The following is a 23754-nucleotide window of genomic DNA, read 5'->3' on the forward strand; positions in this document are numbered from 1 at the left end:
ATGGCGATCTTCCTCGACGAACACAGCAGGATCGTCGTCGCCGGCATGACCGGCGCCGAAGGCCGCAAACACACCGCGCGCATGCTGGCCGCGGGAACGAACGTCGTCGGCGGGATCAACCCGCGCAAGACCGGGCAGGAGGTCTCCCTCAGTGAGCGCGCCCTGCCGGTGTTCGGCGATGCCGCGGAAGCCGTCGGCGCGACCGGCGCGGACGTGTCGGTGCTGTTCGTGCCGCCGCCCGCGGTGAAGGACGCCGTCATCGAGGCCGTGGACGCCGGAATCGGGCTGGCGGTGGTCATCACCGAGGGTGTCCCGGTGCACGACGCGGCCGCTTTCTGGGCCCATGCCAAGGGAAGTCCGACCCGCGTCATCGGGCCGAACTGTCCCGGCGTGATCAGCCCCGGCCGGTCCAACGCCGGGATCATCCCGGACGGGATCACGAAACCCGGCCGGATCGGGCTGGTCTCCAAATCCGGCACCCTGACCTATCAGCTGATGCACGAACTGCGCGACCACGGCTTTTCGACCTGTGTCGGCATCGGCGGCGACCCGATCATCGGCACCACGCATATCGACGTCGTCGAGGAGTTCAAAAAGGACCCCGAGACCGACGTGATCGTGCTCGTCGGCGAGATCGGCGGCGACGCGGAAGAACGCGCGGCCGAGTACGTCCGGGCGAGGGTGAGCAAACCCGTCGTCGGCTACATCGCCGGGTTCACCGCACCGGCGGGGAAGACGATGGGGCACGCCGGCGCGATCGTGTCCGGATCGAGCGGCACCGCCGAGGCGAAGAAGAAAGCACTCGAAGCGGCGGGCATCCCGGTCGGCCGCACCCCCAGCGAGACGGCGGCGCTCGTGCGGGAAGTGCTGTGAGCGAGATCGACGCACTGCTGGTGAACGCGCGCGGCTACAAGGAGATCATGGGCGCGGCGCCGCGACGGCCGCGACGGCGGATCGCGGTGGTGGCGTGCATGGACGCGCGGATCAGCGTGTACCGGCTGCTCGGGCTGCGCGAGGGCGAGGCACACGTCATCCGGAACGCCGGCGGCGCGGTGACCGAGGACGCGATCCGGTCGCTGACGGTGAGCCAGCGGCTGCTCGGCACCCGCGAAATCGTGCTCATCCACCATCACGACTGCGGGATGCGGACGTTCACCGACACCGACTTCGCCCGGCAGATAGAGGCGAGCACGGGAATCCGGCCGCCGTGGGCGGCGGAGACGTTCACCGATTCGGCACAGGACGTCCGGCAGTGCATCGCCCGGCTGCGGACGTCACCGTTCCTCCTGCACACCGCCTCGGTTCGGGGTTTCGTGTACGACGAGCGGACAGGAAAGCTCGCCGAGGTCTCCTAGCTCCCTTATGCATTTAGTCCTCTGGATGCAGGCAGTCAGGACAGGCCGAGGCGGTCCGGGCGGGTGTACACGTTCATGGAGGCGCCCCGCAGGAAGCCGACCAGGGTCAGGCCCATCTCCGCGGCGAGGTCCACCGCCAGTGACGACGGCGCGGAAACCGCCGCCAGCAGCGGGATTCCGGCCATCACCGCCTTCTGCACCAGTTCGAACGACGCCCGTCCGCTGACCATCAGCACCGTCCCGGACAACGGCAGCCTCCCGTCGCGCGCCGCCCAGCCGACCACCTTGTCGACGGCGTTGTGCCTGCCGACGTCCTCCCGCAGGCACAGCAGTTCCCCGTCGGCGCCGAACAACCCGGCCGCGTGGAGCCCGCCGGTGCGGTCGAAGACCAGCTGCGCCGTCCGGAGCCTGCCCGGCAGTTCGGCCACTGTGGACGGTGTGATCACCAGATCGTCGCCGTCCACCGGCCAGGTCGCGGTGGTCCGCACGGCGTCGAGGCTCGCCTTTCCGCATAAGCCGCACGAAGACGTGGTGTAGAAGTTCCGCTCCAGGGAGGCATCGGGCGGAGCCACGCCATCGGCGAGATCGACGTCCAGCACGTTGTAGGTGTTGCCACCGTCGGTGGTCGCGCCCGCGCAGTAGCGGATCGAGTGGATGTCTTTCGCGGACCGCGAAACCCCTTCGCCGACAAGGAATCCGGCGGCGAGGTCGAAGTCGTGCCCGGGGGTCCGCATCGTGATCGTCAACGGCTTCCCGCCGACGCGGATCTCCAGTGGCTCTTCGACGGTCAGCGTGTCCGGGCGGGCACCCGGCACACCTTCGACGACGCGGACCACGCGCCGTCTGGTCGTCACCCGGCCCATCAGCGGATCGCCGGCAGCAACGACTTCGGCCGTCCCGGCTGGGAAATCCGTCCGCCGAGCAGAGCGCCGAGGACGCTGAGCGCGCCCGCCACCGCGAACGCGCCGAGATACCCGTGCGTGGACACGACGAACGCGGCCAGACCGACTCCGAGCAACGCGCCGACGGCCTTGGCGCTGTACAGCACCCCGAAGTTCTGCAGTGCCGACTCCTCCCCGAAGTAGTCGCGGACCAGCGACACCAGCAGCGAGTAGCAGCTCCCGTTCCCGAGCCCCGCCAGCGCGGCACCGGCGACGAGCCCTACCGCGTGATCGCCCGAGTAGAGCAGGACGAACTGCGCGATCCCACCGGTGGCCAGTGCCAGTCGCAGGATCCGGCGCCTGCCGAGCCGATCGGACAGCCCGCCGAGCAGGACGCGTCCCGCGCCGGTCACCCCGGCGAGCACCGCGAGCGCGACGGCGGCGAGTTCCGGCCCGCCTCCCTGCGCCGCCACGAAAGTCGCGAGGTAGGCGACGTCGAAGAGGAGGACCGCGGCGGCCAGCACGACGATGAGGTACATCGCCACCGCCGTCGGACAGCGGAGCACCTCCCCCGGCCGGTACTCGCGCAGGGCGGGCCGGTTCACCGCGACCCCGGGGTTGCGCACCTTGTCTGCCGCCCACGTACGCGGATCCGGCCGCTCCGGCCACCACCGGGGCGGCGGATCGCGCAGCAGGACCGCGGTACCCGCGATCATCATGAGCACGGCCACCGCGACGACGTCCAGGAGCGGGCGGCGGTTGGCCTCCGACAGCCAGAAGCCCGCCCCCAGCACGAAAAGCACACTGCCGTAGGCGAAGGCGCCGCTGACCGCGCCCACCCGCGCCGGGACGCGATCGGGGAACCAGTTCATCACCGTGCCGACGCAGGTCGCGTAGACGACGCCCGTCCCGATCCCGCCGAGCACCGAGTAGCCGATGAAGATCGCGGCCAGGTTGTTCGCGTGCCCCAGGGTGAACATCCCGGTGGCACAGAGCACTCCGCCGGCGATCACCGCGACCGAGGGCGGGAACATCCCGCGCTCGCGCAGACGGGCGACCGGGTACACCGCGCACGCCTGGCACACCGTCCAGAGCGCGAAGGAGGCGATCACCTCGGGGAACGTCCAGCCGTAGGTGTCCATCAGGACCGGTGCGACGACGCCGAAGCCGTATTGCTGGATCCCGGCGGCGAACATCGCGGTCCAGCAGAGCCAGAGCATCCACGACCGGGGCCTGCCGATCAGGTCCACGTCGCTTTCGCCGACGCGGTACCGGCGGCCGTAGTGGTCTCGCAGGATTCGAGGATCGGGCATGGGTCCCACCCCGCTCACGGCAGATTGTATACAGTATGTAGTCTGGTTATAGCATTCGGGCGGCCGGAAGTCCACGAATTGTCGGACCCCTTCGTTAGCGTCAGCCGGCATGGACAGCACGCCGTTCCAAGCCCGGATCCCGGAGGCCGATCTCGAAGACCTCCGCGATCGGCTCCGCCGTGCCCGCTGGCCGGAAGACGAGACCGTCGACGACTGGTCGCAGGGCGTACCCGCCGCCTACCTGCGTGAACTGTGCGCCTATTGGGCGGAGGCCTACGACTGGCGGGCAACCGAGTCGCGGCTCAACGCGTTCCCCCAGTTCCGGACCGAGATCGACGGACTCGGCATCCACTATCTGCACGTCCGCTCCCCACATCAGGACGCGCTGCCGCTGGTCCTCACGCACGGCTGGCCGGGCTCGGTCTTCGAGTTCCTCGACGTGCTCGGCCCGCTCACCGATCCGGTCGCCCACGGCGGGGACGCGGCGGACGCCTTCCACGTCGTCGTCCCGTCCCTGCCCGGGTACGGCTTCAGCGACAAACCCACGCGGGCCGGCTGGTCGATCCAGCGCATCGCCGACGCGTGGATCCGCCTCATGGAGGGGTTGGGATACGAGCGCTACGGCGCCCAAGGCGGCGACTGGGGCACCAGCATCACCACGCTCATGGGCCGGACGGCGCCCGAGCGGCTGGCCGGGATCCATCTCAATCCACCGCTGGCGGCGCCGGACCCGGCGACGTTCGGCGAGCTGACCGAATCCGAACGGAAATCGCTCGCCGACCTCGAACGAGCCAAGGCCGACGGCTCGGGCTACGCGATCCAGCAGGCGACGAGGCCGCAGACGATCGGCTACGCGCTGGCCGACTCACCCGTCGCGCTGTGCGCGTGGATCGTCGAGAAGTTCCAGTCGTGGACCGATTGCGACGGCCATCCGGAGAACGCGCTGAGCCGCGACGCGATGCTCGACGACATCACGCTCTACTGGCTGACGGGCACCGGCGCCTCGTCCGCCCGGTTGTACTGGGAGAGTTTCGCCGAGGTGTCGAGCTGGTTCGCCGAGTCCACTGTGGACACGATCACCGTGCCGACCGGCTGTTCGATCTTCCCGCGCGAGACCCCGCGCCCGTCCCGCCGCTGGGCGGAGCGCCGCTTCACCGACATCCGGTACTGGAACGAACTCGACCGGGGCGGCCACTTCGCGGCGTTCGAACAGCCCGACTTGTTCACCGAGGAGGTGCGGTCGTTCTTCCGGCTCGTGCGGTGACCGCTTGACTGTGACACCGTGTCAGGCTGTGCGCTGGGAGGCGTCATGTTCAGTATCGGAGATTTCGCCAAACACGGCCGGGTGTCGGTCCGGATGCTGCGTCACTACGACGCCATCGGGCTGCTGCGCCCCGCCCACGTCGACCCGTTCAGCGGCTACCGGTCCTACAGCGGCGAGCAGCTGGCCCGGCTCAACCGGGTGATCGCGCTCAAGGATCTCGGCTTCACCCTCACCCAGGTGCAGGAGATCCTCGACGCGGAGATCGGCGCGGACGAATTGCGCGGCATGCTGCGGCTGCGCCGCGCCGAACTCGAAGCGGCCATCGAGGCCGACGAGGCGCGGCTCAAGGCCGTCGAAGCGAGGCTCCGGTCGATCGAAAGCGAGGGAACCATGCCTTCCGAAGACGTCGTGGTCAAGAGCCTGCCCGCGGTGCGCGTCGCCGAACTGACCGGGACGGCGAGCGGTTACGTGAACAACGAGATCGGGCCTGTCGTCCAAGGGCTCTACAAGGAGCTCTTCGGCGCGCTCGGCCCGATCACGCCGTCCGGGCCGCTGATCGCCTACTACGAAGACGACGCAGACGGCGAACGGGTGCTGATCCACGCCGCGGTCCCGATCTCGGCCGAAACCGATGGCACCGAAGGATTCTCGACGGTCCGTCTCGCCGAAGTCGCGACCGCGGCGACGATCCTGCACCGGGGTTCGATGGAGACAGTGCTCCCCAGCTACCAGGCACTGGCGAAGTGGGTCGACGCCCACGGGTACCGCGCGAGCGGCCCGGCGCGGGAGTTCTACCTCGAATGCCCGGAGGACGGAGACCAATGGGTCACCGAGCTGCAGCAGCCGATCACCAAGGCCTGACCGTCATGAGTCGATGAGCGGCGTCGCGAAAGCCACTTTCGGGACATCTGATGTCCCGAAAGTGGCTTTCGCGACACGCCTCCGCCAGCGCCGGAGGTCGCATCGCGTCCGGCCGATCCGACGTTGCGAAAGCCACTTTCGCAACGTCGAAGGTTGCGAAAGTGGCTTTCGCAACCCGTTCGCCCGCCTCTGTTGCGGGAAACTCCCCTTCATCCCGAACAAGGCTGGGCGGTCAGGAAGTCGACCACGGCAGAACGGAACTCGTCCGGCGCCTCCAGCCACGGCACGTGCCCGACCTCCTCGAACCGCACCCGCCGCACCGACGGCAGAGCCCGCTCCAAGGAGTCGACGGCCCACCGGGGCCGGTTGTCGGCCATCCCGTCCACGATCAGCGTCGGCACCCGCAGCGACTCGCAGGCCGAGATCAGCTCCCGCTCCGGCACGGTCCGCATCTCCTCGCTGAGCGCCGCGTTCGCCTCGTAGTTCACCCGGAACCAGGGCGTCGCCATCGCTTCGGCATGGCGCGCGCCGTCGGTCACGAAATCGGCCGTCCACTGCCAGATCGCGCGTTCGCGTCCGTCGTCGCGAGGCTTCTCCCCCGCCACCCGCTCGAAGTTCCGCTTGAACTCCGCGTGCCATTCGTGCCCGAGCCCGACGCCCGACACGTACACGAGCGCACTCACCCGTTCCGGTCGCGCGAGCGCGTAGAGGAGACCGAGATGCGCACCCCACGAATGCCCGAGAACCGGGACGCGGTCGAGGCCGTGCCACTCGCGGACGGCGTCGACGTCGGCGACCATCCGTTCGAGGGTGTACGGGCCACGCGCTTCCGAACGCCCGGCACCGCGCTGATCCCACCGGATCAACCGGAAACGCGGTCCGAGATCGAGGGTGCCGAACATGTCCCACAGACCGGGGCCGCCGTGACAGCACAGGATCGGTTCGCCAGGGCCGGTCGCCGAGGTCCACAGCTCGCAGCCGTCGTCGGTGATCATCACGTGATTATCCGGTAGGCGGAGCCACGGCAGTTGGCTATCTTCCGCGACATGACGACGTACACGCCTCCGCAGCGGACGGCCACCCTCGCCGACGCTCCCGCCATCGCGGCGCTGATGCGGGCCTCGGTGCTGGAGTTGTTCCCCCGGTTCTACGACGAGCGGCAGACCGCGAGCGCCGCCGACCACATCGCGCGCCTCGACCTCCGGTTGATCGAAGACGGCACCTACTTCGTGCACGAGGCGGACGGCGAGATCGTCGCCTGCGGGGGCTGGAGCAGACGCAACAAGACCCACGCGGGCGCCGGCGACGCGTCGGACGACGACCGTCCGCTCGACCCGGCCACCGAACCCGCGCGCGTGCGCGCCATGTTCGTCCGCGGCGACTGGACCCGCCGCGGTCTCGGGCGCGCGATCCTCGAGTCCTGTCGTCTCGCCGCGAAGGCCGAGGGCTTCACCTCGCTGACCCTGACGGCGACCCTGCCCGGCGTTCCGCTCTACCGGTCGTTCGGCTTCACCGAAGTCGAACGGGTGACCGTCACGACGCCCGACGGCGTCGACGTACCGGGCGCCGTGATGGCCAGGGACATCGACGAGCCGGATAGCATCCGGACATGATCTCCGGGGCCACCGCACTCTCGTTCGTCCTGATCTGCCTGCTCGGCGCGATGGCACCGGGCCCGGATTTCCTGGTGGTGACCCGCAGCGCGATCCTCGGCGGGCGCAAGGCCGGGATCGCCGCCGGGCTCGGGATCGCGCTCGGCGTCTTCGTCTGGGTGGTCGCGATCGCGCTCGGGGTCGCCGCGATCCTCACCGCGTCGGCCATCGCCTTCACCGTGGTGAAGCTGATCGGCGCCGCGTACCTGATCTTCCTCGGTGTCAAGGCGTGGCTGGCGGTGCGCCGCGGCGACTACAGCGAACTCAAGGACAAGGTCGCACCGGTCGTCGCGCCCAAGGAGGCCTTCCGGCAGGGATTGCTCACCAACCTGTTCAACCCGAAGGTCGCGATGTTCTTCCTCGCGCTGATCCCCCAGTTCCTCCCCCATTCGGCCTCGACCGCGCAAACCCTGCAGCTGGCCGTGCTGGCCACCACGGTCGCCGTCGTCTGGACCTTCGTCCTGGCGACGCTGGTCGGTTCGCTGCGGAGGTTCTTCGGCTCCGGCAGGGTGCGTCGCACGATGGACGCGGTGATGGGCACCTTCCTGGTCGGCCTCGGCATCCGGGTCGCGGTGCAGAACTGACCGAAGGCGCCCATCACCCGGCGTCAGAGGGATTCGGCGGCGAGGCGCGTGCCTTCGACGCGGGCGGCGATCTTGGCGAACGCGATCTCCCGCGACGTCGAGGTGTCGTCGGCGAACGGTGAGAAACCGCAGTCGTCGCAGGTGCCCAGCCGGTCCGGCGGGATGTACCGCGCCGCCTGGAGGACCCTGTCCCGTACCTCTTCCGCGGTTTCGACGCGCGGGTCGATCGGATCGGTCACGCCGACGAAGACCCGCTGCTCCGGGCGGGCGTGCTCGGCGATCACCCGCAGTGCCCGCTCGGGATCCGGCTCGCTGGCCAGCTGGACGTAGACGTTGCCCACCTTCAGCTCGAACAACGTCGGCAGCAGGCCGGCGTAGTCGACGTCCAGGCTGTGCACGGAGTCCTGGTCCCCACCGGGGCAGGTGTGCACGCCGATCTTCTTCCGCTCCTCCTCCGAGAACCGGTCCAGTACGGTGTTGTTCAAGTCCACAAAGGACTTCAGCAGACCGCCGGACGGATCGAGCTTCAGCGACAGCCGGCCTTCGGTGAAGTCGATCTGGACGCTGTCCGCGCCCGCGTCGAGGCTGCGGCGGATGTCGGCCTCGGCCTCGTTCACCAGGTCGGCGATGAACTGCTCCTTGTCGTATCCGGCCAATTCTTCACCGGGGTAGACGAGACTGATCGCCGAAGCCGCGATCACCGCCTGCTTCACCGGCCGGGTCGCGTACTTCTTGGCCGCACGCAGATAGCTGTCGGCGTAGGTCTGATAGCGGAACGGCCCGGCGGTCAGCCTCGGAAGCTGCCGGGTGTGCCCGTCGGCGAACGGGATGACGACGCCGTCCGACGCCAGCGAAGCGAGGCCCGCCAAGGGATACGTGGCGAAACTCGGTTTGCCCTGTTCGCCGTCGGTGATGACCGGCGAGCCGGTCGCCTCGAACCGTTCGATGGTCTCCACGAGAGCTTTTTCCTGCGACTCGCCGAGTCCGTCGGCGTCGAGGCGCCCCGCCGCGTACTCACCGAGCGCTTCGACGAGATAGCCGGGACGGGGAATACTGCCGATCGGTTCGGTGGGTATGGTCATCGCTCGCGTCCTCCCAGATGGCGCTGCCGCGGCCGCCCTGGCCACAAGCGTGGAAACTACCGAGCCTTTCCCCTCCTTGACGATCTTTCGGCGTGCCGAAACCCCCAATGGCGCAATGGTTAGGGCTTCGAAGAATCTTCGACGGCGACCCGTATAGGTCGTTATACGAAGGTCGGCGAAATTCGATGCTTATCCGGCCCTCCCCCTGGGTATTCCGTGGATGTCGACGGCCGGGGCGCGCCGAAGGAGAAACCGATGCTGAGCCATCATGATCGGCAAGAGCTGGAAAAGATCGAGCGCTGGTTCGAGCTCACCGAGCCGGCATTGGCCGCCCAACTCCGGTCCGGCAGGCCCGCCCGGCCACCGCTGCTCCGGCTGGCGCTCGTCCTCAGCCTCGACATCACCGCGGGACTGTTGATGCTGCTCGGCATCGTGGTGAACAGCCCGGCCCTGCTCTTGATGGGAATGATCACCGTGACCGCGGCGGTGATCGTCCATCTTTCCCGGTTCGGGCGCGCCTGATCGTCTTCCCGTCCACCGGTAGAGTCCGGGCGATACGTCCGGTTCACTGGGAGGAAGACGCATGCGGTTCATGATCATCATCAAGGCGGACGAGGATTCCGAAGCCGGGAAGATGCCGCCGATGGAGGCTCTGACCGCCATGGCGAAGTTCAACCAGGAGATGCTCGACGCCGGGGTGCTGGTCGGTGGCGAAGGCCTGCAGGAAAGCGCGAAGGGCGCACGGGTCACACTCAACGCGGCCGGGGCCACCGTCACCGACGGCCCGTTCACCGAAGCCAAAGAACTCGTCGGCGGCTTCTGGATCATCGACGTCCCTTCGCGTGCCGAAGCGATCGAGTGGGCGAAGCGCTGCCCCACTCCCCCGACCGGCGACACCGTGCTCGAGGTCCGCAAGATCCTCGAAGCCGAGGACTTCGGCGAGAACTTCACCCCGGAGCTCCAGGAGAACGAGCAGCGGATGCGCGACGAGATCGCCGAACGGTCCTAAGCTCGGTTCCATGGCCGCCGGGGAGTGGGTACTTCACGTCGACCTCGACCAGTTCATCGCGGCGGTCGAGGTCGCCCGGCGGCCTGAGCTGCGCGGTAAGCCCGTCATTGTCGGCGGCACGGGCGATCCCACGGAACGGGCCGTCGTGGCGACGGCGTCGTACGAGGCGCGGGAGTTCGGCATCCAGTCCGGGATGCCCTTGCGGACCGCCGCGAAACGCTGCCCTGACGCGATCTTCCTCGCCACGGACGCACCCGCGTACCAAGAGGTGTCCGATCGGGTGATGGCGGTACTGCGGGAATTCCCCGTGGTCGTCGAAGTGCTCGGCTGGGACGAAGCGTTCCTCGGCGCCACCACCGACGATCCCGAAGCCCTCGCCGCCGACATCCGGCGGCAAGTGGCCGAGGAGACCGGCCTTTCCTGCTCCGTCGGCATCGGGGACAACAAGCTGCGCGCCAAACTCGCCACCGGATTCGCCAAACCCGCGGGGATCTTCCGGCTCGTCCAGGACAACTGGTGGGACGTCATGGCCGAGCGGCCGACGGACGCCCTGTGGGGTATCGGCAGCAAGACCACGAAGAAGCTCGCCGAGGCCGGCTACCACACCGTGCTGGAACTGGCGGGCGCCGATCCGGCGGACCTCGCGGCCCGGTTCGGCCCGAAACTCGGCCCTTGGTACCGGATCCTCGCCGGCGGGATCGGCGACGCCGAGGTCACCGCGACGCCGTACGTCGCGCGATCCCGCAGCCGCGAGACGACCTTTCAACAGAACATCTCCGATCCCGAGGCCATGGCCGCGGAGGTCGTCGTGCTGGCGAAACGTGTCTCACAGGACGTCGCCGAGGAAGGCAGGCCCGCCGCGCGGGTCGCGGTCAAGGTCCGGTTCGCCCCGTTCCAGACCCATACGCACAGCATGACCCTGCCCGCACGGACCTCCGACCCCGCCGAAATCGAGAAGGCGGCGCTGGCCGTTCTCGGCATGTTCGACCTCGGCAGACCGGTCCGCCTGTTGGGTGTCCGCGCCGAATTCCCCTCGACCGCGGAGCGATCCGCGTCGCCTTGACAGCGCTCGCGGCGCTTTGCCATTCTGGTTCCGGGTCGAGAGGCGCTGCGACGGAATTCTTCCGCCACGCTCGGCCCGCCGCGACAGACGTAAGGGCGCCTCCCACTGTGGAGGTGCCTTTGTTGCGTCCGAACCCTTTTCCGGTCTTCGAGGCCGAGCACTGAAACCCCCGCACTGACGTCGTCCTTCCCGCCACCGGCGAAAAGGACCGCTCCACCCTGCCTTTCCTGATGATTGGAGAACCCATGAGCCCGACCCTGTCCAAGGTCAACGGGATCGAATTCGCCGTCGCCGACCTTTCCCTCGCCGAGGCCGGCCGCAAGCAGCTGCGCCTCGCCGAGGTCGAGATGCCCGGCTTGATGGCGCTGCGCCGCGAATACGCCGGCTCGCAGCCACTGAAGGGCGCGCGGGTCGCGGGTTCGCTGCACATGACCGTGCAGACCGCCGTGCTGATCGAGACGCTCGTCGCGCTGGGCGCCGAGGTGCGCTGGGTGTCCTGCAACATCTTCTCCACGCAGGACGAGGCGGCCGCGGCCGTCGTCGTCGGCCCGGACGGCACCGTGGAGAAGCCGTCGGGTTCGCCGGTGTTCGCGTGGAAGGGCGAGACGCTCGCCGAGTACTGGTGGTGCACCGACCAGCTCTTCGACTTCGGTGACGGGCGCCTCCCGAACATGATCCTGGACGACGGCGGCGACGCGACCCTGCTGATCCACAAGGGCGTCGAGTTCGAGGCGGCCGGTGCCGTACCGCAGCCGACCGAGGAGGACCCCGAGGAGTACCACCTCGTGCTGGAGACCCTTCGCGAAAGCCTCGGTCGCGACACCAGCCGGTTCACCCGTATCGCCAAGGAGGTCCGCGGGGTCACCGAGGAGACCACCAACGGCGTCAAGCGGCTCTACAAGCTTGCCAAGGAAGGCGAACTGCTCTTCCCGGCGATGAACGTGAACGACTCGGTGACGAAGTCGAAGTTCGACAACAAGTACGGCATCCGCCACTCGCTCATCGACGGTCTCAACCGCGGCACCGACGTGATGATCGCGGGCAAGGTCGCGGTCGTCTGCGGCTACGGCGACGTCGGCAAGGGCGCCGTGGAATCGCTGCGCGGCCAGGGCGCCCGCGTGGTCGTCACCGAGATCGACCCGATCTGCGCGCTGCAGGCGGCGATGGAGGGTCTCGACGTCGTGGAACTCGACGACGTCGTCGAGCGCGGCGACATCTTCATCACCACCACCGGCAACTTCGACATCATCATGGCCGACCAGATGGCCAAGATGAAGCACAACGCGATCGTCGCGAACGTCGGGCACTTCGACAACGAGATCGACATGGCCGGCCTCGCGAAGATCCCGGGCATCCAGAAGATCGAGATCAAGCCGCAGGTGCACGAGTGGGTCTTCCCCGCGACGGCGGACCGCGAGGCGCACTCGATCATCGTGCTGTCCGAAGGCAGGCTGATGAACCTCGGGAACGCGACCGGCCACCCGAGCTTCGTGATGTCGAACTCCTTCACCAACCAGACGATCGCGCAGATCGAGCTGTTCACGAAGCAGGGCGAGTACACCACCGACGTCCACGTGCTGCCGAAGCACCTCGACGAGAAGGTGGCCCGCCTGCACCTCGACGCGCTGGGCGTCCGGCTGACGAAGCTGACCAAGCGCCAGGCCGAGTACATCGGCGTGGACGTCGAGGGCCCGTACAAGCTGGACCACTACCGGTACTGAGGCTCAGCGACCGTAGCGGTCCCACAGGTGGTGAAGGCCTCCTTCCCTCCCCTCAGGGTAGGCAAGGAGGCCTTCACGGACCGGGAAAGGTGTGAAGGTCGAGTTTCCTCGGCTGAGCCGAGGGAAGGGGGCCTTCACGCGCAGTCGTGCCGCCTCCAGCCGTCCTAGCCACTCACGAGGCCGGGCAGCCATTAGGCCGAATGCGTGAAAACTTGCGCCGGATGGACCTGTTTTCGCCCCGATCGAGGCGGGAATCCCTCCAGTAGCCACACCCCGGCAGCACTCGGACCGGGCGACTACGAAGGAGAAGGTGTTCCCGTGATCATTCTCGGCGTCATCCTGATTGTCGTCGGTGTCATCGCCAGCATCCCGGTCCTGTACTCGATCGGGATCGCGCTGGCGGTCATCGGCATCATCCTGGCCGTTCTCGGGAACACCGGGAAGGCCATCGGCGGTCGCGCCCACTGGTACTGAGCACCGGACCGAACCGGTACCGAGCCCCCGGTACCGCGCTGAAAAACGGCCCGGGCACCCGGCGTTCCCCTCACGCCGGGTGCCCGGGCCGTTTTCGTACTCCGCCCGCCGGGTATCCACCCCGGACGAGGAGAAGGAGGGAGAGCCGATGGCAGGGATGGACCCCCGCCCGTACCTGACGGACGCGAAGTACCCGTGTGGACGTGACGAACTCCTACGGGCCGCCGCGGCGGCCGGGGCGGGCGACGATGTCCTGGGCCCCTTGGGCACGTTGCCCGCCGACGACTACGCGGACGGGGACGGCGTCTGGGAGGCCGTCCGCTCCTGCAACGGGGCGCCGATCCACGACACCGCGAAGGAAGCACCGTGACATGAAGGGGCCCCCCGGCTCCGAGGGGGAGGGAGAGCCGGAGGACCCCGTCATAGTTAACACATTCCCGGCCGCGATGTACACGAACGCATACACCTTCGAGTGGCAATCGGGCACGAACGCCCGAATCGGGCCGGACTGGTGTATTGGCCGCCGGTCAAGAAGCCCGCAGCAGCAGCTGGGCCGCCATCTCGGCGCACGAGCAGCCGCCGTCGACGTCGAAGCAGTCGATCGTCAGCGTGTGCCGGGAGAAGTCGAGGTCGACGCAGCCGTCTTCGCTGCATTCGGTGAAACCACCGTCGACGTGGACCACCAGGGTCCCGTGGCAGTGGTCGAGCTCGCCGGCGCAGAACGCGCACTCCATGTTCATGCCGCCTCCCGCGATCAGGTCGAAGATCGCTTCGGAAAAGTTCTCCTCGATTGCCTTACTACCACCGAGGGGCGACAATTTCCGGCATACGCGCGGCGTGTCGGAGCACCCGGTGCGGTGAGACCGGGCACAACCGTCCACAAAGGAGAGTCAGGCGCTCTTCGGGGTTCGCTTGGCCGACGCGGGTTTCTTGGCCGCGGTGGCTTTCTTCGCCGCGGTGGGCTTCCGGCTCTTCTTCGCCTCGCTCACGCTGGCCTGCAAGGCTTCCATGAGGTCGACGACGTCGGCCTTCGCGCCGACGGACTTCGGTTTCGTCGTCTGGTTGCCCGCGGCCTTGGCCTCGATCATGGCTTCCAGTGCCTCGCGGTACGAATCGCTGTACTTCTCCTGCTCGAACACCGGCTCCGAGAGCGAGTCGATCAGGGAACCCGCCATCGTCAGCTCCTGCGGCCGCACCTGCGGCGGATCCTCGTGGAGGAACCCGAAATCGGGGACGCGGACCTCGTCGGGCCACAACATCGTCGTCATCGTCAGGACATCGCTGTGGACCCGCAGGATCGCGAGCGTCTCCCGCTGCCTGATGGCGACCTTCGCGACCGCCACGTGGCTCGCCTTCTGCAGCGCGTCACGCAGGACCACGTACGGTTTGACGGCGTTCTTCTGCGGTTCGAGGTAGTAGGTCTTGTCGAACTGGATCGGGTCGATGGACTCCAGCGGCACGAACTCGAGCACGTCGATCGCCCGTGACGACGCCAGCGGCAGCTCGGACATGTCCTCGTCGGTGAGCACGACCATCTCGCCGTCGGGCAGTTCGTAGCCCTTCGCGATCTCGGCGTAGGGCACTTCCTCGCCGTCGATCGTGCAGAACCGTTTGTACTGGATCCGGCCGCCGTCGGCCTCGTGCACCTGGCGCAGCGAGACGTTCTTGTTCTCGGTGGCCGCGTAGAGCTGGATCGGGATGCTCACCAGCCCGAAGGACACCGAGCCCTTCCACATCGAACGCATCGAGCCGCACCTCCGCTGCCGTCACCGACCGTACTCACACACGGTGACCACGGTAGCCCGAAACGGCGCACCGCGACAGTCCCGCGAACCCGATCGCGGGACTGTCGCGGTCCCGGAATCAGACCTCGGCCAGGTACTTCTCGGCTTTCGCGGGGTCCAGGAACCAGTGCTGGAAGTCGGTCGGATCGGAGAACCCGTTCGCGAACCGCTGCGCCACGGCGGGCTTCTCCCCCGCCGCGCCGATGATCTGGAGCACGTGCGGGGGCGGCGGCTGCAGCATCGCGTTGGTCCAGATCGTCACGTGCTGGGCGTACTCCCAGTACTTCTCGAACGACGCGGACATCCACTCCTCGTCGAACGGCTTGTCGCCGCGTTCGAGGATCGAGTCCAGATAGGACGCCGCGCAGTGGCTCGCGTTGTTGGAGCCCTGACCGGTGATCGGGTCGTTGGCCACCACGACGTCGGCCATGCCGAGCACCGCGGTCCCCGAGTCCAGCTTGCCGACCGCGTTCCGCACGACCGGCGTGTACCCGCCTGCCAGCGTCGCCTTGTCGTCGGTCAGCACGGCGTTCCGGGACCGCTCGTACTCCCACGGGAGGAACTGCTTCATCAGCGACAAGATCCGGTCGAGATGCTGTTGCGGCGTCGGCCGGTCGTCCCAGCAGTCGAGCGGGCCGCCGGGGATCCCTTCGAAGAAGAGGATGTCGCAGTTCCCGCTCAGCGTGTAGGCGGGGATCATGAACAGCTCACCCACACCGGGGATGATGTTGAACCGCACCGCCGCCTTGTCCGGGTGCTCGGGCCGCCGCTCGACACCGTGCACGTAAGCGAGCGAAAGCGCGCGCTGGGGTTCGGTGTACGGCGAACGCTCCGGGATCCGGTCGAACAGCTGGACCAGCTCGCCCTTGCCCGCCGCGATGACCACCAGGTCGTACAGCTTCGCCAGCGGCGCCAGGTCCGAGGTGGTGACGCCGTGGATGACGACCTTGCCGCCGCGGTCCTCCACCAGCTCCAGCCAGGCGGCCATCTTCACCCGCTGGTCCACCGACTGCGCGTAGTGCTCCAACGGCCCGAACCAGTCCAGCACGCGGCTGGAGTCCGGCCCCGCGATGGAAACGCCGAGCCCCTCGACCTTGACGGTCTCTTCCTCCCACAGGTTCAGCTTGTGGTCCCGCTCGTGCTGCAGAGCGGAATGGAACATGCACTGGGTCGACATCACCTTGCCGGAGCGGATCTCGTCCGGCGTCCGCGCCGACATCACCGTGACGTCGTAGTCGTGGGCGAGCAGGCTCAAGGCCAGCTGCAACCCCGACTGCCCGGCACCGACGATCAGAACCTTGCGCATCCTCTGTGTTCCTCCCAGAACCCGTTCAGCTGAGTGAGGCGAATTCGCGGCCAGGCCCCGAGACCACCGCGAGGGACAGCGTGTGCGACACCAGTTCCTGCAGCGTCGCGACCGCCGACTTCGGGTCGCGGGCGTCGCAGGTGACCAGCGGGATGTCCGGGGACAGCGCCAGCGCGTCGCGCACCTCTTCGAGGTCGTGCACCGGCATGCCCTCGAACTGGTTGACCGCGACGATGAACGGCAGCTCGGAGTCGTTCTCGAAGTAGTTGATCGCGGCGAACGACTGGTCGATCCGGCTGGTGTCGACCAGTACGACGGCGCCGAGCGCGCCGCGCGAGAGGTCGTCCCAGAGGAACCAGAACCGGGCCTGTCCGGGGGTTCCGAACAGGTACAGGAGCAGGTCTTCACGCAGGGTGATCCGGCCGAAGTCCATCGCGACCGTGGTGGTGGATTTGGTTCCGGGCGGCACGAGCTCGTCGACGCCGGCGCCCGCTTCGGTCATCCAGGCCTCGTTGCTCAGCGGGGGGACCTCGGAGACGGAGCCGACGAAGGTCGTCTTGCCAACGCCGAATCCACCGGCGACCACGATCTTGGCGGAAATCGCCAGCAGACTGGGGTCAGACCGGGAGGCGCTTGAGTCCATCGAGGATCCTCTCGAGCACGTTCGTATCGTGGTTGTAGGCGTGGGCCGTCGGGTGCACGAAGACGGCGCCCTGGGTGGCGAGGTCGCCGACGAGCACCCGGACCACGCCCAGGGGCAGATCCAGTCCCACCGAAAGCTCGGCGATCGACGAGCGATCCCGGGCGCGCTCGTACAGCGAGCGCGATTCGGGCATCAGCGCCTCGGCCAGTGACGGGTCGTAACGCGGGACCGAGATCAGGGTCTCCACCAGCAGCAGCTGGCTGCTCTTGGTCCGGCCGCCGGTCAGCGCGTACGGCCGGATTCTGCGGCTGCGCATCTTGACGGGCCGGTCCGGAGATTGGTCGCTGGACACGGTCATCCCTTCCTTCTCCGGATTCTCAGGCCTGCGGCCGTCGGGCGGTCAGGACCTGCCGGAGTCCCGCTCGCACCTCGGGGGTGAGCGCGTGACCGGCGTTGGTGATGAACTGGGTCATCTCGTAGGCGACGACCTTCATGTCGCAGTCCGGTTCGGTGAGCACCGCCAGCCCCGCCTCGGCACCGATCCCCATGAACAGGAAGTACCCGCGGGTGAGCCGGATGATGATCTGCTCGCAGTTGCCCTTGCCGAACAGCGCCGCGCTGTTGCCCGCGAGGCTGAGCAGTCCGCTCGCGATGGCCGCGAGCTGCTCGGCGTCGTCGCTGGACACCGATTCCGAAGCGGTCAAAGGGAAACCGTCGACGGACATGATCAGCGCGTGGCTGGCACCGTGCACCTTGCGCACGAAGTCGTCGAGCAACCACGTGAAATCCGTGGTCGCGTCCTGGGCGGTCACTGGGTGTTTCCTCCGGTCTCACGCTCGTGCCGGTCGTCGAGGGCGGCACGCTCGCCGTCGGTGAAGGCATCGAGGTCGGCCAGCAGCGCCTCGTGCCCGTCCGCCGCGTCGGCGGGCGGGGTGGTCGGCGGGGCCGGTTCGTCGGGCAAAGTCCTGATACTGCGGGAAACCCGGCGCGGCAGGCCGCTGGCCGTGGTGCCGCCGTCGGCGGGCGGCTCGAAGGCCGTGCGCGGACGCGGGCTGGGCTTCCGTTCCGGTTCCGGTGCCGCCGAAGGAGCCGGGCGGCGCCGCGGCAGGCCGGACGGTGTCGCGACCGGGGTCCCCACGGGCGCTCCGTTGGTGATCCTGGCCTGGGGCAGCACGACGGTCTGCGAACCGGACCACTGCTTCTCGGCCAGTTCCGACACCACCGGGACCGGCAGCAGCACGGTCGCGACCGTGCCGTGCGGGGTGCGGCGGTCGAGTTTGACGGTGATCTCGTGCCGGTCGGCGAGCCTGCCGACGACCGCGAGTCCCATATGCCGCACGGACTCGTCGTCGAGCACGGGGCCGGCCGCCAGCCGCTCGTTCAGCGCCGCGAGACGTTCGGGCGGCATGCCTATGCCCTCGTCCTCGATGCGGATCAGCACGCTGCCCTGTTCGGTGAGATGCGCGCTGACGCTGACCGGCGAACTCGGCGAGGACTGGTTCGCCGCGTTGTCGAACAGTTCGGCGAGGATCCGGCTGACGTCTTCGGCGGCGAAACCGACCACACCGAGCGAAACGACCCGGCCGATGGTGATCCGCGAGTAGTGGTCGATCGACGACATCGCGGCCCGCATCACGTCGAGCACGGACGAGATCCCGGCCGTCGTGTCGTCGGCGTCGCGGCCGGCGAGGACGCGCAGGTTCTCGGCGTTGCGCCGCAACCGGGTCGCCAGGTGGTCGAGCCGGTAGAGCTCGGCGAGGCGGTCGGAGTTCTCCTCCCCCGCCTCCATCGTCTCCAGCTGCGCGAGCAGCTGGTCGAGCAGGTTGAGGTCGCGCAGCGCGACATTGGAGCAGACCCCGGCGAGCGCGCCGGCGTCCGGCGCCTCCACGGCGGGCCTCTGCTCCACCTCCGGTTCGGCAGGCGGAGCCGACGGAGCGTGCCGGGGCGGGGCGGCGAGGAACTGCGCCGCGGCGACCCTGGAACGGTCCAGAAGAACCCGTGAGCGGTCAAGCAAGCCTCGAGCCCGCGTCACCATGTGCTTCCACTTCTTTCTCTTCGCATACCCGGACCCGTGTCGCACTCCCCAGCACAACGACGGCCATGCAAGCAGAAGTCACTATCCGTGTCCACAGTCGGTTTCCGTTCAACCGCTGGCAGTGACGTGGTCACGAACGCGTTACGGCTGGTGAGCGCGGCGCGCTAGGCCATTCGGCTGCATCTGAGTGTTCCGCGCCACGGGGGATGCCCGAAAAGTGCGTGCCGCGCATTAATTTGCGCGCCCCGCAACTTTTCCCTAGGCTGAACGCATGTCCTCCGACCCGAACCCGCCGCTGGGGCTGCGCGAACGCAAGAAGCGCGCGGCCCGTCGCGCCATGAGCGAGGCAGCGCTCAAACTCGCCATGGAGAAGGGCGTCGAACAGGTCCGCGTCGAGGACATCGCTTCCGCCGTCGGGGTCTCGCCACGCACGTTCAACAACTACTTCTCCAGCAAGGAGGAGGCGATCTGCTCGTTCATCGTCGAACGGCAGGAACTCCTGCGGGAGGCGCTGCGCGCGCGGCCTTCGGAAGAGACGCTGTGGGAGGCTGTCGGTACCGCGACGGTGGAGGCCTACGGCAGCTTGGGAGAACCGAATCGCGGCTCGGTCGAGCTGGCGCGGTCACTGCTTTTGCACCCGTCCGTGCAGGGCGAGTTCCTCAAGGCGCATGCCAAGGTCGAACAGGTGCTGGCGGACGCCATCCTGGAACGTGCGGGCGCGGGCCCGGAAAACGCGTTGAACGCGCGGCTCATGGCGGCGATCGTGGAGTCCGCGGTGAAGACCGCGTTCTTCAGCTGGCTGATCGATGAGGGCTCCAGGCCGTTCCTGGAGACGCTCGACGTCCTCCTGCACGAGGCCGCGGCGGGCATTCCCTCGCTCGCCGGCCCGAACAAGAAGTAACACCCGACCCACCACTGGGGAGAAACCGTTGTGCTGACCAAGCTGTTGCGCGTTCACCTGCGCCCGTACCGGCGAGACCTGTGGCTCATCGTGCTGCTGCAGTTCGTCCAGACCCTCGCCGGGCTCTACCTCCCCACGCTCAACGCCGACATCATCGACGGCGGTGTGGTCACCGGCGACATCGACTACATCCTCGGTGTCGGCGGCGTCATGCTGCTGGTGTCGCTGGTGCAGATCGCCTGCTCGATCGGCGCCGTCTACTACGGCGCCCGGACCGCGATGGCGGTCGGCCGGGACCTCCGCGGCGCGATCTTCCACCGGGTCCAGGACTTCTCCGCCCGCGAAGTCGGCCAGTTCGGGACGCCGTCGCTGATCACCCGCACCACCAACGACGTCCAGCAGGTGCAGATGCTGACGTTGATGGCCTTCACCCTGATGGTGTCCGCGCCGATCATGTGTTTCGGCGGCATCATCATGGCGCTGAACCAGGACGTCACCCTTTCGTGGCTGCTCGTGCTCGCGGTGCCGATCCTGGGTGTCTCGGTCGGGGTCATCATCGCGAAGATGCGCCCGGCGTTCCGGCTCATGCAGGAGCGTCTCGACAAGATCAACCAGATCCTGCGCGAGCAGATCATGGGCATCCGCGTGATCAGGGCGTTCGTCAAGGACACCCACGAACGGCGCCGGTTCACCAAGGCCGACACCGAACTGCTGGACGTCTCGCTCGTCGTCGGCAGGCTGATGGCCCTGATGTTCCCCATCGTCATGTTGGTGATGAACGCCTCCAGCGTCGCCGTGCTGTGGTTCGGCGGGCTGCGCATCGACGACGGCAGCATGCAGATCGGCGCGCTCACCGCGTTCCTGTCGTACCTGATGCAGATCCTGATGGCGGTCATGATGGCGACCTTCATGTTCATGATGGTGCCCCGCGCCGAGGTCAGCGCCGAACGCATCACCGAGGTGCTCGACACGCACACCAGCGTCGTCCTCCCGGCGAACCCGGTCAGCCCCGGCGAGGTGCACGGACGGCTCGAACTGTCCGATGTGGAATTCCGGTACCCCGGCGCGGAGAAGCCGGTGCTCCAGGAGATCTCGCTGCTGGCCCTGCCCGGCGAGACCACCGCGATCATCGGCAGCACCGGCAGCGGCAAGACCACGCTGCTCAACCTGATCCCCCGCCTGATGGACGCCACCGGCGGCTCCGTGCGGGTCGACGGCGTCGACGTCCGGGAACTGGATCAGACCGTGCTGTCCGACGCCGTCGGGCTCGTGCCCCAGAAGCCGTACCTGTTCGCCGGGACGGTCGCGAGCAATCTTCGCTACGGCAAATCCGACGCCACCGACGAAGAGCTCTGGCACGCGCTGGAGGTCGCCCAGGGCAAGGACTTCGTCGAGCGGATGCCCGAGGGGCTGAGCTCCCCCATCGCCCAGGGCGGGACCAACGTCTCGGGCGGGCAGCGGCAGCGGCTCGCGATCGCGCGGATGCTAGTGCGGCGCCCCGAGATCTACCTCTTCGACGACTCCTTCTCCGCGCTCGACTACGCGACCGACGCCGCGCTGCGGCGGGCGCTCACGACCGAGACCGCCGAGGCGACCGTGGTCATCGTCGCGCAGCGGGTCAGCACGATCCGCCACGCCGACCGCATCGTCGTGCTCGACGAAGGCCGCGTCGTCGGCAGTGGAACCCATACCGAACTCATGGACACGAACGAGACCTATCGGGAGATCGTGCTGTCCCAGCTGACCGAGCAGGAGGCCGCCTGATGAGCGCGCCCGAATCCACACAGTCTTCTTCGGACACCCCGGCCAAACCGGTGGGCGAGCGCGCGAGCGCCGCGCGGGGACCCGGCCCCGGAGGCGGCAGTCTCGGCCGTGGCCCCGCCGGCTTCATGGGCGGGCCGTCCGCCGAAAAGGCCTTGGACTTCAAGGGATCCCTGAAACGACTGCTGCGTCTGCTGCAACCGCAGCGCGCCATGCTGTACGGCATCCTGATCTTCGGCATCGCCAGTGTCACGCTGAGCGTCATCGGCCCGAAGATCCTCGGGATGGCCACGGACCTCATCTTCGCGGGCGTCGTCGCGAAGGACATGCCCGCGGGAGTGAGCAAGGAACAGGTCATCGCCGGGCTGCGGGCCGCGGGCGACAACACCGTCGCCGACCTGTACTCGGGGATCGATTTCGTCCCCGGTCAGCGCATCGACCTCGACGCCGTCGGCCAGGTCCTGTTGTGGGTGCTGCTGCTCTACATCGTGGCGTCGTTCTTCTCGCTGCTGCAGGCCAGGCTGACCACGAACCTGGTCCAGCGGGCGGTGTTCGACCTGCGGGAGCGGATCGAGGAGAAGTTCGCCAAGCTCCCGCTGAGCTACTTCGACCGTCAGCCGCGCGGCGAGGTGCTGAGCCGGGCGACCAACGACATCGACAATCTCGCGCTGTCCCTTCAGCAGACCCTCGCGCAGATCGTATCGTCGCTGCTGATGGTCGTCGGCGTGCTGGTGATGATGTTCGTCATCTCGCCCCTGCTGGCCCTGGTCGCACTGCTTTCGGTGCCGGCGTCGGTGCTGGTCGCGGCCAAGATCGGCAAGAAGGCGCAGCCGCAGTTCATCAAGCAGTGGTCCACCACCGGACGGCTCAACGCGCATATCGAGGAGATGTACACCGGGCACTCGCTGGTCAAGGTGTTCGGCCGCCGTGAGGAGGCCGAAGAGGTCTTCCGTGAGCACAACGACACCCTGTACGGCGCGAGCTTCAAGGCGCAGTTCATCTCGGGCACCATCCAGCCCGCGATGATGTTCATCGGCAACCTGAGCTATGTGCTCGTGGCCGTGATCGGCGCGCTGCGGGTGGCGTCCGGAACCCTGTCGCTCGGCGACGTCCAGGCGTTCATCCAGTACTCGCGGCAGTTCAGCCAGCCGGTCACGCAGATCGCCAGCATGGCGAACCTGCTGCAGTCCGGGATCGCGTCCGCGGAGCGGGTCTTCGCGCTGCTCGACGCGGACGAGCAGGAACCCGAGCCCGCCGAACCCGCACGGGTCGAGGAGGTACGGGGGCAGGTCGAGTTCGAGCACGTGTCGTTCCGGTACACCGAGGACACGCCGCTCATCGAGGACCTGTCGCTCACCGTCGAACCGGGGCACACCGTCGCCATCGTCGGCCCGACCGGGGCGGGGAAGACCACGCTGGTCAACCTGCTCATGCGGTTCTACGAACTCGACGGCGGCCGGATCACCCTCGACGGCGTCGACATCGCCGGGATGGACCGCGAGGACCTGCGGGCCAAGACCGGCATGGTGCTGCAGGACGCGTGGCTGTTCGGCGGCACCATCGCGGAGAACATCGCCTACGGTTCCGAAGGCGCCACGCACGACGAGGTCGTCGCGGCCGCCAAGGCGACCCACGTCGACCGGTTCGTCCGCACCCTCCCGGACGGCTACGACACGGTGATCGACGACGAGGGCGGCACGGTCAGCGCCGGTGAGAAACAGCTGATCACCGTCGCGCGGGCGTTCCTGGCGAAACCCGCGATCCTCATCCTCGACGAGGCCACCAGCTCCGTCGACACGCGGACCGAGGTGCTGATCCAGCGGGCGATGAACTCGCTGCGCGAAGGACGGACGAGTTTCGTCATCGCGCACCGGCTTTCCACCATCCGCGACGCGGACGTCATCCTGGTGATGGAGAACGGGTCGATCGTCGAGCAGGGCGACCACGAAACACTGCTGCTCACCGGCGGTGCCTACTCCCGGCTCTACGCCGCGCAGTTCGCGGAGGCACTGGCCGAGACCGACTGAACCGCATCGACGTGAAGGCCTCTTTTCCTGCCGTAACC

General features: G+C 68.1%; 26 protein-coding genes. 15 read left to right on the plus strand and 11 right to left on the minus strand.

Features of this window, described 5'->3' with window-relative positions:
* Both sucD and ACZ1DY_RS24365 read left to right on the plus strand, forming a co-directional pair.
* A complete protein-coding gene (gene sucD / locus ACZ1DY_RS24360; protein ID WP_465480954.1) occupies positions 1–873 on the plus strand; it encodes a succinate--CoA ligase subunit alpha in 873 nt (290 codons plus the stop codon).
* Positions 870–1355: a beta-class carbonic anhydrase gene (locus ACZ1DY_RS24365; protein WP_371878844.1), complete on the plus strand. Its 486-nt coding sequence runs from the start codon at positions 870–872 to the stop codon at positions 1353–1355. Before sucD ends, ACZ1DY_RS24365 begins: the two co-directional genes overlap by 4 nt.
* A gap of 35 nt (positions 1356–1390) precedes the next feature.
* On the opposite strand, the gene fdhD is transcribed toward ACZ1DY_RS24365, so the two are convergent.
* Positions 1391–2218, minus strand: coding sequence for a formate dehydrogenase accessory sulfurtransferase FdhD (fdhD, locus tag ACZ1DY_RS24370; RefSeq protein WP_465480955.1), 828 nt, complete (start codon positions 2216–2218; stop codon positions 1391–1393).
* A complete protein-coding gene (locus ACZ1DY_RS24375) occupies positions 2218–3549 on the minus strand; it encodes an OFA family MFS transporter (protein ID WP_465480956.1) in 1332 nt (443 codons plus the stop codon). The genes fdhD and ACZ1DY_RS24375 overlap by 1 nt, the downstream gene beginning before the upstream one ends.
* A 109-nt stretch (positions 3550–3658) precedes the next feature.
* Here ACZ1DY_RS24375 and ACZ1DY_RS24380 point away from each other — a divergent pair, with 109 nt between their 5' ends.
* The gene (locus ACZ1DY_RS24380) at positions 3659–4813 is read left to right on the plus strand and encodes an epoxide hydrolase family protein (protein WP_257486260.1); all 1155 of its coding nucleotides are present in this window, start codon (positions 3659–3661) and stop codon (positions 4811–4813) included.
* A gap of 45 nt (positions 4814–4858) precedes the next feature.
* A complete protein-coding gene (locus ACZ1DY_RS24385) occupies positions 4859–5674 on the plus strand; it encodes a MerR family transcriptional regulator (protein ID WP_465480957.1) in 816 nt (271 codons plus the stop codon).
* 209 nt (positions 5675–5883) lie between these two features.
* Here the strand turns inward: ACZ1DY_RS24385 and ACZ1DY_RS24390 are convergent, their stop codons facing one another.
* Positions 5884–6669, minus strand: coding sequence for an alpha/beta fold hydrolase (locus ACZ1DY_RS24390; protein ID WP_465480958.1), 786 nt, complete (start codon positions 6667–6669; stop codon positions 5884–5886).
* Positions 6670–6720: 51 nt separating this feature from the next.
* On the opposite strand from ACZ1DY_RS24390, the gene ACZ1DY_RS24395 reads away from it, so the two are divergent.
* Positions 6721–7287, plus strand: a complete 567-nt coding sequence (locus ACZ1DY_RS24395) for a GNAT family N-acetyltransferase (RefSeq protein ID WP_192742069.1) — start codon at positions 6721–6723, stop codon at positions 7285–7287.
* Positions 7284–7910 carry a LysE family translocator gene (locus tag ACZ1DY_RS24400; protein WP_257486256.1) on the plus strand — a complete coding sequence of 209 codons (627 nt, stop codon included), beginning with the start codon at positions 7284–7286 and terminating at the stop codon, positions 7908–7910. Before ACZ1DY_RS24395 ends, ACZ1DY_RS24400 begins: the two co-directional genes overlap by 4 nt.
* 23 nt (positions 7911–7933) lie before the next feature.
* On the opposite strand, the gene ACZ1DY_RS24405 is transcribed toward ACZ1DY_RS24400, so the two are convergent.
* A complete protein-coding gene (locus ACZ1DY_RS24405) occupies positions 7934–8992 on the minus strand; it encodes a cobalamin-independent methionine synthase II family protein (RefSeq protein WP_465480959.1) in 1059 nt (352 codons plus the stop codon).
* A gap of 255 nt (positions 8993–9247) precedes the next feature.
* On the opposite strand from ACZ1DY_RS24405, the gene ACZ1DY_RS24410 reads away from it, so the two are divergent.
* The 6 genes from ACZ1DY_RS24410 (at position 9248) to ACZ1DY_RS24435 (ending at position 13629) form a co-directional block, all read left to right on the plus strand.
* A complete protein-coding gene (locus ACZ1DY_RS24410) occupies positions 9248–9514 on the plus strand; it encodes a DUF3040 domain-containing protein (protein WP_257486254.1) in 267 nt (88 codons plus the stop codon).
* Positions 9515–9575: 61 nt separating this feature from the next.
* Complete coding sequence (locus tag ACZ1DY_RS24415) at positions 9576–10001, plus strand: YciI family protein (protein WP_465480960.1); 426 nt, start codon at positions 9576–9578, stop codon at positions 9999–10001.
* 10 nt (positions 10002–10011) lie between these two features.
* Positions 10012–11064, plus strand: coding sequence for a DNA polymerase IV (locus ACZ1DY_RS24420; RefSeq protein ID WP_465480961.1), 1053 nt, complete (start codon positions 10012–10014; stop codon positions 11062–11064).
* Positions 11065–11309: 245 nt separating this feature from the next.
* Positions 11310–12785: an adenosylhomocysteinase gene (ahcY, locus tag ACZ1DY_RS24425; RefSeq protein ID WP_257486251.1), complete on the plus strand. Its 1476-nt coding sequence runs from the start codon at positions 11310–11312 to the stop codon at positions 12783–12785.
* A gap of 318 nt (positions 12786–13103) precedes the next feature.
* Positions 13104–13259, plus strand: coding sequence for a DUF6131 family protein (locus tag ACZ1DY_RS24430; RefSeq protein ID WP_007034891.1), 156 nt, complete (start codon positions 13104–13106; stop codon positions 13257–13259).
* Between the two features lie 148 nt (positions 13260–13407).
* Complete coding sequence (locus ACZ1DY_RS24435; RefSeq protein WP_126734586.1) at positions 13408–13629, plus strand: DUF2795 domain-containing protein; 222 nt, start codon at positions 13408–13410, stop codon at positions 13627–13629.
* A 157-nt stretch (positions 13630–13786) separates the two neighbouring features.
* Here the strand turns inward: ACZ1DY_RS24435 and ACZ1DY_RS24440 are convergent, their stop codons facing one another.
* The 7 genes from ACZ1DY_RS24440 to ACZ1DY_RS24470 form a co-directional block, all read right to left on the minus strand.
* Entirely contained in the window at positions 13787–13999 is a 213-nt protein-coding gene (locus ACZ1DY_RS24440; protein WP_126734587.1) for a hypothetical protein, read from the minus strand.
* Positions 14000–14149: 150 nt separating this feature from the next.
* Positions 14150–15004, minus strand: a complete 855-nt coding sequence (ku, locus tag ACZ1DY_RS24445; RefSeq protein ID WP_465480962.1) for a non-homologous end joining protein Ku — start codon at positions 15002–15004, stop codon at positions 14150–14152.
* A 118-nt stretch (positions 15005–15122) separates the two neighbouring features.
* On the minus strand, positions 15123–16349 hold the full coding sequence (locus ACZ1DY_RS24450) for a styrene monooxygenase/indole monooxygenase family protein (protein WP_257486248.1): 1227 nt from the start codon (positions 16347–16349) through the stop codon (positions 15123–15125).
* Positions 16350–16374: 25 nt separating this feature from the next.
* The gene (locus tag ACZ1DY_RS24455) at positions 16375–16992 is read right to left on the minus strand and encodes a GTP-binding protein (protein ID WP_125683190.1); all 618 of its coding nucleotides are present in this window, start codon (positions 16990–16992) and stop codon (positions 16375–16377) included.
* Positions 16967–17350, minus strand: a complete 384-nt coding sequence (locus ACZ1DY_RS24460; protein ID WP_125683188.1) for a DUF742 domain-containing protein — start codon at positions 17348–17350, stop codon at positions 16967–16969. Before ACZ1DY_RS24460 ends, ACZ1DY_RS24455 begins: the two co-directional genes overlap by 26 nt.
* Before the next feature lie 19 nt (positions 17351–17369).
* Entirely contained in the window at positions 17370–17804 is a 435-nt protein-coding gene (locus ACZ1DY_RS24465) for a roadblock/LC7 domain-containing protein (protein ID WP_005159022.1), read from the minus strand.
* Positions 17801–19027 carry a sensor histidine kinase gene (locus ACZ1DY_RS24470; RefSeq protein WP_257486247.1) on the minus strand — a complete coding sequence of 409 codons (1227 nt, stop codon included), beginning with the start codon at positions 19025–19027 and terminating at the stop codon, positions 17801–17803. The genes ACZ1DY_RS24465 and ACZ1DY_RS24470 overlap by 4 nt, the downstream gene beginning before the upstream one ends.
* A gap of 271 nt (positions 19028–19298) precedes the next feature.
* Between ACZ1DY_RS24470 and ACZ1DY_RS24475 the strand changes: the two genes are divergently transcribed.
* Genes ACZ1DY_RS24475 through ACZ1DY_RS24485 form a run of 3 tightly spaced genes read left to right on the plus strand, consistent with a single transcriptional unit; the run spans position 19299 to position 23716 of the window.
* Positions 19299–19928, plus strand: a complete 630-nt coding sequence (locus tag ACZ1DY_RS24475) for a TetR/AcrR family transcriptional regulator (protein ID WP_465480963.1) — start codon at positions 19299–19301, stop codon at positions 19926–19928.
* A 30-nt stretch (positions 19929–19958) separates the two neighbouring features.
* Positions 19959–21692: an ABC transporter ATP-binding protein gene (locus tag ACZ1DY_RS24480; protein ID WP_465480964.1), complete on the plus strand. Its 1734-nt coding sequence runs from the start codon at positions 19959–19961 to the stop codon at positions 21690–21692.
* Complete coding sequence (locus tag ACZ1DY_RS24485; protein ID WP_371878843.1) at positions 21692–23716, plus strand: ABC transporter ATP-binding protein; 2025 nt, start codon at positions 21692–21694, stop codon at positions 23714–23716. Before ACZ1DY_RS24480 ends, ACZ1DY_RS24485 begins: the two co-directional genes overlap by 1 nt.
* Positions 23717–23754: the final 38 nt, after the last annotated feature.

The organism is Amycolatopsis sp. PSD-21, assembly GCF_055561455.1.

What these genes read in the sequence shown, in the direction of transcription:
- ACZ1DY_RS24420 (WP_465480961.1), top strand. Translation starts at nt 10,012, where the DNA reads ATGGCCGCCGGGGAGTGGGTACTTCACGTCGACCTCGACCAGTTCATC.
- ACZ1DY_RS24410 (WP_257486254.1), top strand. Translation starts at nt 9,248, where the DNA reads ATGCTGAGCCATCATGATCGGCAAGAGCTGGAAAAGATCGAGCGCTGG.
- sucD (WP_465480954.1), top strand. Translation starts at nt 1, where the DNA reads ATGGCGATCTTCCTCGACGAACACAGCAGGATCGTCGTCGCCGGCATG.
- ACZ1DY_RS24375 (WP_465480956.1), bottom strand. Translation starts at nt 3,549, where the DNA reads ATGCCCGATCCTCGAATCCTGCGAGACCACTACGGCCGCCGGTACCGC.
- ACZ1DY_RS24450 (WP_257486248.1), bottom strand. Translation starts at nt 16,349, where the DNA reads ATGCGCAAGGTTCTGATCGTCGGTGCCGGGCAGTCGGGGTTGCAGCTG.
- ACZ1DY_RS24460 (WP_125683188.1), bottom strand. Translation starts at nt 17,350, where the DNA reads ATGACCGTGTCCAGCGACCAATCTCCGGACCGGCCCGTCAAGATGCGC.
- ahcY (WP_257486251.1), top strand. Translation starts at nt 11,310, where the DNA reads ATGAGCCCGACCCTGTCCAAGGTCAACGGGATCGAATTCGCCGTCGCC.
- ACZ1DY_RS24390 (WP_465480958.1), bottom strand. Translation starts at nt 6,669, where the DNA reads ATGATCACCGACGACGGCTGCGAGCTGTGGACCTCGGCGACCGGCCCT.
- ACZ1DY_RS24380 (WP_257486260.1), top strand. Translation starts at nt 3,659, where the DNA reads ATGGACAGCACGCCGTTCCAAGCCCGGATCCCGGAGGCCGATCTCGAA.
- ACZ1DY_RS24385 (WP_465480957.1), top strand. Translation starts at nt 4,859, where the DNA reads ATGTTCAGTATCGGAGATTTCGCCAAACACGGCCGGGTGTCGGTCCGG.
- ACZ1DY_RS24455 (WP_125683190.1), bottom strand. Translation starts at nt 16,992, where the DNA reads ATGGACTCAAGCGCCTCCCGGTCTGACCCCAGTCTGCTGGCGATTTCC.
- ACZ1DY_RS24485 (WP_371878843.1), top strand. Translation starts at nt 21,692, where the DNA reads ATGAGCGCGCCCGAATCCACACAGTCTTCTTCGGACACCCCGGCCAAA.
- ACZ1DY_RS24440 (WP_126734587.1), bottom strand. Translation starts at nt 13,999, where the DNA reads ATGAACATGGAGTGCGCGTTCTGCGCCGGCGAGCTCGACCACTGCCAC.
- ACZ1DY_RS24400 (WP_257486256.1), top strand. Translation starts at nt 7,284, where the DNA reads ATGATCTCCGGGGCCACCGCACTCTCGTTCGTCCTGATCTGCCTGCTC.
- ACZ1DY_RS24405 (WP_465480959.1), bottom strand. Translation starts at nt 8,992, where the DNA reads ATGACCATACCCACCGAACCGATCGGCAGTATTCCCCGTCCCGGCTAT.
- ACZ1DY_RS24435 (WP_126734586.1), top strand. Translation starts at nt 13,408, where the DNA reads ATGGCAGGGATGGACCCCCGCCCGTACCTGACGGACGCGAAGTACCCG.
- ACZ1DY_RS24415 (WP_465480960.1), top strand. Translation starts at nt 9,576, where the DNA reads ATGCGGTTCATGATCATCATCAAGGCGGACGAGGATTCCGAAGCCGGG.
- ku (WP_465480962.1), bottom strand. Translation starts at nt 15,004, where the DNA reads ATGCGTTCGATGTGGAAGGGCTCGGTGTCCTTCGGGCTGGTGAGCATC.
- fdhD (WP_465480955.1), bottom strand. Translation starts at nt 2,218, where the DNA reads ATGGGCCGGGTGACGACCAGACGGCGCGTGGTCCGCGTCGTCGAAGGT.
- ACZ1DY_RS24475 (WP_465480963.1), top strand. Translation starts at nt 19,299, where the DNA reads ATGTCCTCCGACCCGAACCCGCCGCTGGGGCTGCGCGAACGCAAGAAG.
- ACZ1DY_RS24470 (WP_257486247.1), bottom strand. Translation starts at nt 19,027, where the DNA reads ATGGTGACGCGGGCTCGAGGCTTGCTTGACCGCTCACGGGTTCTTCTG.
- ACZ1DY_RS24395 (WP_192742069.1), top strand. Translation starts at nt 6,721, where the DNA reads ATGACGACGTACACGCCTCCGCAGCGGACGGCCACCCTCGCCGACGCT.